Annotated in this window: 10 protein-coding genes and 2 pseudogenes; 2 read left to right on the plus strand and 10 right to left on the minus strand. The window is 63.6% G+C overall.

Annotation, left to right across the window (positions count from 1 at the left end; all coding sequences use genetic code 11):
* Positions 1-108 precede the first annotated feature (108 nt).
* The 6 genes from PIJ50_RS10745 to PIJ50_RS10770 all read right to left on the minus strand — a co-directional run bounded on the left by PIJ50_RS10745 (position 109) and on the right by PIJ50_RS10770 (position 7,338).
* Positions 109-1,728, minus strand: a complete 1,620-nt coding sequence (locus tag PIJ50_RS10745; protein WP_271975155.1) for an ABC transporter ATP-binding protein — start codon at positions 1,726-1,728, stop codon at positions 109-111.
* A gap of 587 nt (positions 1,729-2,315) precedes the next feature.
* Complete coding sequence (locus tag PIJ50_RS10750; RefSeq protein WP_271975157.1) at positions 2,316-3,236, minus strand: ABC transporter ATP-binding protein; 921 nt, start codon at positions 3,234-3,236, stop codon at positions 2,316-2,318.
* A complete protein-coding gene (locus PIJ50_RS10755; protein ID WP_271975159.1) occupies positions 3,208-3,531 on the minus strand; it encodes a DUF4147 domain-containing protein in 324 nt (107 codons plus the stop codon). The genes PIJ50_RS10750 and PIJ50_RS10755 overlap by 29 nt, the downstream gene beginning before the upstream one ends.
* A gap of 302 nt (positions 3,532-3,833) precedes the next feature.
* Complete coding sequence (locus tag PIJ50_RS10760; RefSeq protein ID WP_271975161.1) at positions 3,834-4,532, minus strand: GntR family transcriptional regulator; 699 nt, start codon at positions 4,530-4,532, stop codon at positions 3,834-3,836.
* Positions 4,533-5,017: 485 nt separating this feature from the next.
* Entirely contained in the window at positions 5,018-5,653 is a 636-nt protein-coding gene (locus PIJ50_RS10765; protein ID WP_271975163.1) for a glutathione S-transferase family protein, read from the minus strand.
* A 227-nt stretch (positions 5,654-5,880) separates the two neighbouring features.
* Positions 5,881-7,338, minus strand: coding sequence for an alanine/glycine:cation symporter family protein (locus PIJ50_RS10770; protein WP_271975164.1), 1,458 nt, complete (start codon positions 7,336-7,338; stop codon positions 5,881-5,883).
* Positions 7,339-7,797: 459 nt separating this feature from the next.
* Between PIJ50_RS10770 and PIJ50_RS10775 the strand changes: the two are divergent.
* Positions 7,798-8,148, plus strand: a pseudogene (locus PIJ50_RS10775) (Na+/H+ antiporter NhaA).
* A 348-nt stretch (positions 8,149-8,496) separates the two neighbouring features.
* Here PIJ50_RS10775 and PIJ50_RS10780 read toward each other — a convergent pair.
* The 3 genes and pseudogenes from PIJ50_RS10780 to PIJ50_RS10790 form a co-directional block, all read right to left on the minus strand.
* Positions 8,497-8,802 (minus strand): transposase domain-containing protein, encoded by a 306-nt coding sequence (locus PIJ50_RS10780; protein WP_271975166.1) that lies wholly within the window; start codon positions 8,800-8,802, stop codon positions 8,497-8,499.
* Positions 8,780-9,196, minus strand: a complete 417-nt coding sequence (locus PIJ50_RS10785) for an IS66 family transposase (RefSeq protein ID WP_271975167.1) — start codon at positions 9,194-9,196, stop codon at positions 8,780-8,782. The genes PIJ50_RS10780 and PIJ50_RS10785 overlap by 23 nt, the downstream gene beginning before the upstream one ends.
* Positions 9,179-9,538 (minus strand): annotated as a pseudogene (locus tag PIJ50_RS10790) (integrase core domain-containing protein); the annotation flags it as partial. The gene PIJ50_RS10785 and the pseudogene PIJ50_RS10790, both read right to left, overlap by 18 nt.
* Here PIJ50_RS10790 and PIJ50_RS10795 point away from each other — a divergent pair.
* The gene (locus PIJ50_RS10795) at positions 9,539-9,853 is read left to right on the plus strand and encodes a hypothetical protein (RefSeq protein ID WP_271975171.1); all 315 of its coding nucleotides are present in this window, start codon (positions 9,539-9,541) and stop codon (positions 9,851-9,853) included.
* 205 nt (positions 9,854-10,058) lie between these two features.
* Here the strand turns inward: PIJ50_RS10795 and PIJ50_RS10800 are convergent, their stop codons facing one another.
* A complete protein-coding gene (locus tag PIJ50_RS10800; RefSeq protein ID WP_271975169.1) occupies positions 10,059-10,460 on the minus strand; it encodes an amidase family protein in 402 nt (133 codons plus the stop codon).
* Positions 10,461-10,548: the final 88 nt, after the last annotated feature.

Below are 10,548 nucleotides of genomic sequence, written 5' to 3' on the forward strand. Positions count from 1 at the left end.
CGGGGGATGGGGTCGGGGGCGAAGGTGAAACTTCTGTGACAGGACAAAAAGGTTGTCTTTTGCAACCAATGCCCGCAAAAGTTGCACTCCCGCGCCCCCGATGCGCGTTCAGGCGGCGCGGCCGGGGATCGCGTCCACCAGGCTGCGGGTGTAGGCGTGGCGCGGCGCGCGGAAGATCTGCGACGGCGGGCCGTATTCCACCATCCGGCCCCGATGCATCACCAGCACGTCGTCGCAGATCTGGCTGGCCACACGCAGGTCATGGGTGATGAACACCATCGCCAGCCGGGTGCGGCGCTGGATGTCGTTCAGAAGGTCCAGCACCTGCGCTTGGATCGACACGTCCAAGGCGGACACCGCCTCATCCGCGACGATCACCTCCGGGTCGAACATCAGCGCGCGGGCGATCCCGACCCGCTGCCGCTGTCCGCCGGAAAATTCGTGCGGATACCGATCGAACGCCGACGCGTCGAGCCCGACCATCCCCAGCACCTCCTGCGCCTTGCGCCGCGCCGCGGTCCGCGTCAGCCGCGCATGCGCGACTGGCCCCACCGTCAGCGCCTGCCCCACCGTGAACCGGGGGTTGAGCGAGGCGTAGGGATCCTGAAAGATCATCTGGATGCGCGGCCGCAGCGGGCGGAACGCATCCTCGGTCAGCGCGACGGTGTTCTCGCCCTGAAACCGGATTTCCCCGCCATCGGCCGGGATCAGCTTCATCAGCACCTTTCCCATCGACGATTTGCCCGACCCGCTTTCGCCCACGATGCCCAGCGTTTCCCCCTTGCGCAGGGTGAAGCTGATGTCATCCACCGCCCGCACCTCGCGCACACGGCTGAGGAAGCCCGACCGGGTGCGGTAGGTCTTGCACAGGTTGCGCACCTCCAGCACCACCGGCTTTTCCGTGTCGCGCGGCCGGTCCGCGTCGCGCAATCCCGGAACCGCGGCGATCAGCTTTCGCGTATAGGCGTGGGCGGGGGCACGCAGAACCTGCGCCGCGTCCCCCTGCTCCACCACCAGCCCTTTTTCCATGACCACCACCCGGTCCGCGATGTCGGCCACGACGCCGAAATCATGGGTGATGAACAGCACGCTCATCCCCTTGCGACGCTGGATGGCGCGGATCAGGGACAGGATCTGCGCCTGCGTGGTGACGTCAAGCGCGGTGGTCGGTTCGTCCGCGATCAGGATGTCGGGGTCCAGCGCCAGCGCCATGGCGATCATCACCCGCTGCCGTTGCCCCCCCGACAGGCGGAAGGGATACTGGTGCTGGATCGCGGGCGGATCGGGAAGGCCCACCTCGGTCAGCATCTCCACCACCCGCGCGGCGCGGCCTTCGATCGTGCCGATGTGGTGGGCGTCCAGCACTTCGCGGATCTGGGCGCCGATGGTCATCAGCGGGTTCAGCGCGGACAGCGGATCCTGAAAGATGATCGACACGGACTTGCCGCGCAGCGTGCGCATCCGCGCCTCGGGCAGGGTCAGAAGATCGGTGCCGCGGAACAGGACCTGCCCGCCTTCCACCCGCATCGCGTCGGGCAGCAGACCCATGATGGCGCTGGCCGTGACCGATTTGCCCGATCCGGACTCGCCGATGATGCACAGGATTTCGCCCATGCGCAGGTCAAGGGACACGTCCCGCACCGCATGTGGCCGGTCCCGCAGGCCGGGCAGGACGATGGACAGCCCCTTCATCGACAGGACGACCTCGGGCGGGGGTGGGTTCGGCATCACACGCTCCTCATCTTCTCCTCATGTTCGGAACAGGGTCGGGTGCGACGGGTCCGCCGCCAATGGCTTTGAGGGCGGCACCCGCGCCGAACGGGTCCCCTGCTTCTTCTTTGAGCAGCGCGGCCGCCGAAGGCTTCAAGGAAAGCGTTGAACGGATGACGGCATTGCGTCACAGGCCGAGGCCAACTGCCTTTCGAAAGGCTTGCGCGTGCTCGCACCCGCCTCTTGGGCCAGACCCTTGCCCGCCTCCTCGACCGCGAGCCTGTGATCCCACGTTGGTCCGGCACAACAAGGGTCAGGCCGTTTCCATTCCTCCCAAGTTCGACATGCCGGGTGACAAGGTTCTGATCCTCAAGAAGCCCGTGCCTCATCATCGAGCCGCGGAGGTGAAAGAACATCCGGGCCGTTCGCGCCGAGCCGCCACTGCCCGGTCCTGCCGATGACGAGGGGCGTTTTTGCCCCTGAGGGACAGGGTCAAGGTTGATTGCGGTTGAGCGGGGCCTACCGATGCATCATCTACGCCCGCATCCGGTCGGCCTCAGCGCGCTTTGACCATCAGAACCCGCTCTGTCATGGGCAGGATCGATTCAGACCAGATGACACGCCGCTCTACTCTGCCCACTCTCCTTCCACACCGGGTAGACCTCAGAGCAAACGGCCATAGCCTTGGGGCATCGCGTCCGGAAATGACAGCCGGCGGGCGGGCTGATGGGGCTTGGCACCTCTCCTTTCAGCATGATGCGGGTGGACCGGTCGGCGTCCGGGTCTGGCAGGGGCGCGGCGGATACGAGCGCTTGGGTGTAGGGATGTTGAGGGCGGGTAAAGATCGCCTCCCTCGGCCCGATCTCCACGATGCGGCCCAGATACATCACGGCCACGCGGTCGGCCATGTAGTCTACCACCGACAGGTCGTGCGTGATGAACAGGTAGGCCAGCCCCAGATCGCGCTGCAGGTCGATCAGCAGGTTCAGGATCTGCGCCTGGATGGAGACGTCCAGCGCAGACACCGCCTCGTCGCAGATCAGCAGGCGCGGGTCGGGGGCCAGCGCACGGGCGATGGCCAGATGCTGCCGCTGCCCGCCTGAAAATTCATGCGCATATTTCCCCGTCGCCGATCGCGGCAGGCCGACCATGTCGAACAGCTCCGCCAGCCGCGCCTCGCGCGCGGGGGCCGACATGCCGTGAATCTCCAAGGGTTCGGCCACGATGCGCGCCGCCGTCATGCGCGGGTTGAGCGAGGAATACGGGTCCTGGAACACCATCTGCATCCGCTGGCGGTGGGGGCGCATCCGGGCGGGGGACAGGTCGGTGACATCCGTGCCCATCGCCTCGATCCGGCCGGCGGTGGGTTCCACCAGCTTCATGATGGTCCGGCCGACGGTGGACTTGCCGCAACCGCTTTCGCCCACAAGGCACAGCGTTTCCCCTTCGGCGATGTGGAAGCTGACGCCGTCCACCGCCTTCACGGCCGAATAGTGCTTACCTGCCGAAGCGGTCGCCGTCCTCATGGACCTTCACGATGGCGATGCCCTGGGTCAGCCGGTCGCCCAGAACGTGATCCACGGCCATCGCCATGTGGTTGCAGGCCTTGCCGGCGCCGAAAAGGTAGATGTTGCGCTTGGTCGACAGATCCCACGACCGGGTGCCGATGTGGAGGATGTCGCCTTCCAGCCGCATCAGACCCCGGATCCGTTCATAGCTGTCGAGGCGCTGCAGCGTCCTGTCCGTGATCTCCAGCACGACGCGGCGCGCCTCGCGGTCGCCGCTTTGGAGGATCTCGTCGGCGTTCCTGATCTTCTTCACTCACAAGTCCTCATTCTGGCCGGAAGGGTCAGCGCCTCCGGCCCTTTCCGGAGCGGAAAGGGAGATGCGGTGCGGCTGTCTTCCTGAGCAGTGGCGGGCGCGGTCGAGCGCTGGAACCGTCTTAGGACAAAGTTGATGCATATGTCAATCGATTGTCTGACAATCTATGGCATGATGTATTGGACGGCCGTAGTTCAGGAGAGGAAAGCTCTCGGAACGGCAGCCATGCTTTGCGCCTTCAGGGCAGCGTCCCGCTCCCGCCGAAGCGTGATCATCCTGAACCTTGGCTGGTCACTGCGCGGTCAGTGAGTTGACTGCTTCGCCTTCAGGGCCTCAACAAGGACGGCCCCTTCGCTTTCGTTATGTGTCGCGGCCGCCTTCTCGGCGCCCTCTGCATCGCCTCGCCGGATCGCGTCGATAAGGGCGGCGTGCTGGACGACAATCTCCTCGGGCTTACCCACGAGATCGTCACTGGACCGGATGTAGATCATGATCTGGTGCTCGATTCTCGAGTACTGATCCTGCAGCCGCCGATGGCCTGCAAGATCGATGATCGCCTTGTGCAACTCGAGATCGGCCATCGCGATCTCTTGTTTCACACGGCGCAGACAGGCCGACTTCAACGACTCGAACGCGGACAGCACAAGCGTTCCGGTTGTGGTGTCGCCCGCCCGGATACGTTCCGCCACGAGACGGGCCGCGAGGGCTTCGAGGCTCGCGCGCAAGGTGTAAAGTTCCCACGCGTCCTGGGCGCTCAACGTCATGACCGTCCAGCCGGTGTAGGGAACCTGAACGACAAGACCCTCCTGAACCAACTGGTGAAGTGCCGTCCGGATCGTGGCGCGTGATACGCCCATTTGTTCGGCGGCGTTGATCTCGGTCAGCCGGGCGCCCAGAGGTATGCTCCCGGACTTGATCCCGTCGCGCAGCGCCTCGGCCGCCTGAACTTCGGCACTCCGCTTGTGGACCTTCCTGATCAGGAACGTGTCGTTCTCATCCATGTCGTCTGCTTACCTGTGGCATTGCACAAGTGGTTTAAGGGCATCAGGTTCCCGCGTCCATGGCACGCGAAACGCCAGCAGGGAAGAACGGAAGCACGCCAGGTGGCGAAACGGCGTGAACCCGACGATGATCCACCAGAAAGAACGCTGTCCGATGCGGCAGAATGCTTACGGACGAGGATACGGTCGGATGGCTCTATTACGGCAGGATGCTCCGTCATATCGAGCATTAGCATTTCTGAGGGGTGCGGGTTCCACTTCAAGGGTGGCAACGACGGTCTGGCAGCATGATCCGGACGGGCGAGGATATGCGCCATGGACCTGAGAAGATCATGCGTCGGCGGACGTCGGCAGGAGGCCGAATGTAAGCTTCAGGTAGGGGGAACCCCACAAGAGCCGTGGCCCCTCCATCCCGCTGGAAAAGGCCGGAGCGTGTGCGTGAGACGCTGGCGATCCGCCCAACGATGCGTTGCATGAGGCAGATCTCATGTCCGTTCACTCGGATGTCCGGGCATGAGGTCGTAAGGATGTGCCCATCCCGGCAACGCGGAGATACGATCGAGCCAGCCTGAGATGGCCGGGCGTTCCCGTCGGACGAAGCCAAACGGTTCAGGATAATAAAGATAGCCGCAACATGCCAGATCGGCGAGGGTAAGACCGTCGCCGACCAGCCATTCCCGCCGCGCAAGGTGAGCTTCCAGCACATCAAGCGACGCCGCGGCACGACCGCTGGCCCAGGCGATCACGTCCGGCGAGCGCCGATCCTCCGGCAGGAAGTTCATCATGAACCGCAGGGGCCCGAACTGGCCCGAGCCTTTGCTGACATCCCAGAACAGCCAGCGCAGAACCTCGCGGCGGTTTTCCTCCGTCTCGCCCAGAAACATCCCCGTCCGCTCTGCCACATGCAGCTGGATGAGATTGGATTGGGTGAGGATAAGGTCACCGTCCACAAGAACGGGAACCTCCCCCATCGCGTTGATCGCGCGGAAGCGCTCGGTGCGCGTTTCGCCGTGGAAGAAGTCGACCCAGACCGGCACCCATGGATAGGACGACAAGGTCATCGTAAGGGCGGCCTTGTAGGCGTTGCCGCTTTCACCAAAGCAGTAGAGTTGGGCGGGCATAAGAAATCTCCTTGCGAGGGATGACGACGTCTTGGGACAGCGACCCGTCTGAGTTTCGGCCATGACGGCCCAGATCTGCCCGATCATATGTTTCGAACACTTCGCGCAATCACAATGCGCCCGGTGAAGGTAGCGGCGTCAGAACAATAATCTGACGCGTTACTGCCGCAACGACCATCCTCCCCCTCTTCTTATGGTCCGTGGCCCTCAACGGGCCACGATGTTCCTCAGGAACGCTCGCTACGCTGCCAGTCGTCCCAGCCCGGCTGGCCGCGCATGAAGGCCTCGATCTCGGCGCTCGTCGCCTCCAGCTTCGGATCGTGACGCAGGTAGTGGCGCGTTTCGCGGGCGATCAGACCCGACAGGATCAGCAGGCCGATCAGGTTCGGGATCGCCATCAGCCCGTTCATCACGTCCGAGAAGTTCCAGACCACCCCCAGCTGCACGGTGCAGCCGAAGAACACCACCAGTGAGAAGAGGACCCGGAACGGCATCACCGCGCGGCGGCCCATCAACCGCTCCACGTTCCGCTCTCCGTAATAGGCCCAGCCGAGGATGGTGGAATAGGCGAAAAGCACGAGGCCGACCGTCACCACCCAATGCCCCCACTGGCCGGGCAGGCCGTGGGTGAACGCCTCGCCCGTCATGATCGCGGGGGAGATCTGGGTGCCCGTCGCCGGATCGATCTGCGACCACACGCCGGTGGTGATGATGACAAGGCCGGTGCAGCTGACGACGATGATCGTGTCGATGAAGGTTTGCGTCATGGACACGAGGCCCTGCCGCACCGGATGCGTCGTCTGGGCCGAGGCCGCCGCGATGGCCGCCGAACCCATCCCGGATTCGTTCGAAAAGATGCCGCGCGCCACGCCGAACTGCACCGCGATCATGATGGTCGATCCGACGAAACCGCCCGCTGCCGAGGTGCCGGTGAAGGCCTGGCTGAACACCTCTCCCAACGCCGCCGGAACCGCCGCGATGTTCACCAGCAGGATATACAGCGCGCTGATCACGTAGAAGAGGATCATCACCGGCACGAAACCCGCCGTCACCCGCCCGATGGACTTGATGCCGCCCACCAGAACGATCAGCGTCATCGCGGCCAGAACCGCACCCGTGGCCCAGGTCGGCACCGCAAAGCTGCGTTCAAGGTTCGATGCGATGGAGTTGCCCTGCGTCATGTTCCCGATCCCGAAACAGGCGCAGACCGCGAACACGGCGAATGACAGCGCCAGCACGCGGCCCAGCGTGCCGGGGATCCCCCGCTCCAGATAATATTGCGGGCCGCCGGACTTTTCGCCCGCCGCGTCGGTCGTGCGGAAGCGCACGCCGAGGAACGCCTCAGAATACTTGGACGCCATGCCCAGAAGCGCCGTCATCCACATCCAGAACAGCGCGCCGGGGCCGCCGATGGCGATGGCGGTCGCCACGCCGACGATGTTGCCGGTGCCCACCGTGGCGGCCATGGCCGTGGTCAGCGCCTGAAATTGCGAGATGTCGCCCTCGCCCCCGTCATCCTTTCGGCGCAACAGGCCAAGGCGCAGCGCCGCCCCCAGACGCAGGAACTGGATGCCCCCAAGCCGCGCCGTCAGGTAGATGCCTGTTCCCAGCAGCAGGGGGATCAGCAGATAGGGTCCCCACACAATGCTGCCGATCGACCCAAGGAAGTCCTCCAAAGCGTCCATTCCATCACCTTCCCTCACGTTTCTGTGTTGTGACGACCATCCCGACCGCGATGGCCGCACGTTGTCAACCCACGGAAGATCGGACCATATATGATCAGGAAGGCGTCAGTCTTGCGGCCCATAGTAGCAGACAGGTCCGGACCGTCTCGGCCAGCCGAGGCTTCGGGCGGGCTTTTGCTGATGGCCATGGCGGTGCCGGCCATCGTCACTGCCAACTCGCGGCTTGGGTCGGCGTATTCCGACGGTTTGCCTGTGTATCCTGGCCCCTCAGCGTTCAGGACTGGATCGATGGCGGGCTGATGGCGCTGTTCTTCCTGATAGCCGGCTGGTCAAGCGCGAGGTGACGGACGGGCAGCTGTCCAACCTGGCCCTGCCGCATCCTGCCGGGGTCGCGGCCCTCGGCAGCACGGCCGTGCACGTATTGATCTACATGGCGCTAAACGCCGGGATCCGGCGGCCCTGCGCGGGCGGACCATCCCCTCCGCAACCGAGATCGCGCTTGCCCTCGGGGTGCTGTCGCCGCTTGGCAACCGGGTGCCCGCCTCGCTGAAGGTGTTCCTCGCTGCGCTGGCGATCATCGACGATCTGGACGCCGTGCTGGTGATCGCGGTCTTCCATACGACCGACATGTCGCTGATCAATCTGGCCGCTGCTGCGGTAGGCACGGGCTGCTGGTGGTCCTGAACCGGCAATCCGGCTTTCGCCCTACCTGATCCTGGGTGTCCGTGGGTGCTGGTCCTGCGCTCGGGTATTCACGCCACGCTGGCCGGCGTGATCCTCGCCCTCAACATCCCCATGCGTACCCTTTGACCCGCCACGGTATTTTTCCTCCATCTGCCACTAAGGTCATTTCCAAGAAGAGGACAGACAATGAAGAAGGTAAGACTGACCGTAAGCGTTGCATCTGGCCCCATTTTAGGCTCTGCCCTCATAACCGTGCACCCCGCTATATTGGCGCTGCGCGCCAATACGGAAAATGAAAAGGCCGTGTCTTTGGGGCTGAAGGCGCCAGACTGATACACGAAGGGGCGCATCTCACGTGCATCGACGTGCTGCGGCCAGCCTCCAGCGACAGTTCAAGCCTTGTCGACAGATGCAAGCTTGAGCGCACACCCCGTTTGGAGATGCGTTAGAGCTCTTTGGTTTGATTGGACGTTGCTACTGCCTTCTGGGGATGTCCGCCCTACAGGACAGTGGTGCGTTCCAGGACAGAAGATCGGCGTACTCACTCCGCGGCTTCTTCGCCGCGATCTCCCCGAAGACCCAGAGCAGGTACCGGTGCGGATCGACCCTGTTGAGCTTGCAGGTCTGCAAGAGGGAGGAGAGGATGGCCCAAGCCTCGCCGCCTTCTTCGCTGCCGATGAACAGGATGTTGAACATCGCCCGCGTACGTCGCCAGAGATACAGCGTTGCCGGAGGAAGCGCGCCCCCAAACGACCGATCATCGCGATGAAGCGCGTACATGTAGCTCTGGCCGTGTTTTCCCTCGGCCGGGGTCAAGTTGTTCGACCAAGGTTTCGTCGGCGAACAGGCGTGACGAGCGACTCAGGACATCGTCGGCAAGGCGGTCGTAGATGTCCTTCAGAACTTCATAGGCGATCCGGTTGCTCCATCGCGCCATCGTCGATCTCTGGAACAGGAAGCCTTGGCCGGCCATGATCTGCTCCTGGCGGTACCACGGCAGGTACCAGGCAAAGCGCAGGGTCACGATCTGGGCGAGGAAGCTGGTACTCGTGCCGGTCTGACACAGGATTCTTGGCTCGAACTTCGTGCCGATGACCTTGTTCCGCAGGCGGCACCGGTACTGGGCATACTTGCGGACCGTAGTGTTGTCGTAGATCGCCCAAGCTGTGATCAGCTCGCGAGCATGGGCCAAGTTGCGGAACAAGGTCCCGTTCAGGAACTCGTCGCGCATCCGTCCATTGAAGATTTCAGCAGATTCGTTTTGCGTTGGCTTCTCCGGCGCGATATAATGCCAGTCGATCCTGTTCTCGGCACCACCGCAGGATCGCATTGGAGCTCAACTCCGTGCCGTTCTCGGACACGATCATGCCCGGCTTGCCCCGGCGCTCGATCAATGATGTCAGTTCCCGCACGACACGGCGGCCGGAGATCGACGTGTCCGGGATTACCCCAGGCATTCACGGGTGACGTCGTCGACCGCGTTCAGGATCCGGAACCGCCACCCGCAGGCGAACTGATGAAGGCGAAGATGGCAGAGCTGGAAGCGCGGAAGGTGGAACTGACGCAACCCTTGGCCGAGACGCCGGAGCCTCCTGCCCTGCGGCTGCATCCGAGTCTCGGCGTCCGGTATCCGTCGGAGATCGCGCGTCTGTCCGAGGCGCTTCAGGTGCCGGGGATGAAGCGGGAGGCGACGGAGATCCTGCGTGGCCTCATTTCCGGGGTCAGGATGGTTCCGGAAGTTGGCGCGCCGGGCGGCACCCGGCTGGAACTGGTGGGCGACCTGGCGGGGATCCTGCGTCTTGCGGAAGATGGGTCCCTTCGCGGCCCTTAGGTTCGGGACCTTCCGCAGCAATGCAAAAAGGCCTCGGACGGGAACGGCGAGGCCTGTGATGCTATTGAATGAGTATTGGTTGCGGGAGCACAGCCGCCGTAGCTTACCTCAGATGTGCGCAATGATTTGATCAAATTTATGAAGAGTGCTCCATCGCTTGAACCCCGCCTCGACTAGTGCGGGTTAAGAACAAGATGCGATATCTTCAGAAACCCATGTATCCTTCCGCCTGATGAAGTGGGGGAGCGGCTTGGAGGTGCTTCAAATCTACCACCGGCGCCGAAAGCATGTCGTCGACCGCTAACATCGCCTCGAACTCACGCGCGACGGACAGCACGCCCTGATCATCGTTGCGACGGCCGATGATCTGCAGGCCGAAAGGCAAGCCGTTCACGTCACGCCCGACCGGTATCGTTATCGAAGGGTGCCCCGCAAGCGTCGAGGCGTAGGCAAGTGCCAGCCAGTGGTAGTAGCTCTTCGTCGCCATCCCGTCGATCCGGGCCGGGTACAGCTCGCGCCAATCGCGGGGACTAATCGTCACGGCCGGGGAGAGGATGAAGTCGGTCGTCTCGAAGAAGGCCTGCCAGCGTGTGCTTCGGCATGCAATTTTGACCCCTCAGACGGGGGTATCGGCGCCCAATTTTGACCCCCCTGATGTTTTGTCGGACCGTTCGCTGGAGGGTCAGCGAGCGGAG

Origin of the sequence: Falsirhodobacter sp. 20TX0035 (assembly GCF_028307215.1) — a bacterium.
Taxonomy (GTDB): Bacteria; Pseudomonadota; Alphaproteobacteria; order Rhodobacterales; family Rhodobacteraceae; genus Falsirhodobacter.

Bases quoted from the DNA above. Each gene is read 5' to 3' on its own strand.
- PIJ50_RS10795 (WP_271975171.1), top strand. From the start codon at position 9,539: ATGAAGGCGAAGATGGCAGAGCTGGAAGCGCGGAAGGTGGAACTGACG.
- PIJ50_RS10750 (WP_271975157.1), bottom strand. From the start codon at position 3,236: ATGAGGACGGCGACCGCTTCGGCAGGTAAGCACTATTCGGCCGTGAAG.
- PIJ50_RS10765 (WP_271975163.1), bottom strand. From the start codon at position 5,653: ATGCCCGCCCAACTCTACTGCTTTGGTGAAAGCGGCAACGCCTACAAG.
- PIJ50_RS10770 (WP_271975164.1), bottom strand. From the start codon at position 7,338: ATGGACGCTTTGGAGGACTTCCTTGGGTCGATCGGCAGCATTGTGTGG.
- PIJ50_RS10760 (WP_271975161.1), bottom strand. From the start codon at position 4,532: ATGGATGAGAACGACACGTTCCTGATCAGGAAGGTCCACAAGCGGAGT.
- PIJ50_RS10780 (WP_271975166.1), bottom strand. From the start codon at position 8,802: ATGTACGCGCTTCATCGCGATGATCGGTCGTTTGGGGGCGCGCTTCCT.
- PIJ50_RS10745 (WP_271975155.1), bottom strand. From the start codon at position 1,728: ATGCCGAACCCACCCCCGCCCGAGGTCGTCCTGTCGATGAAGGGGCTG.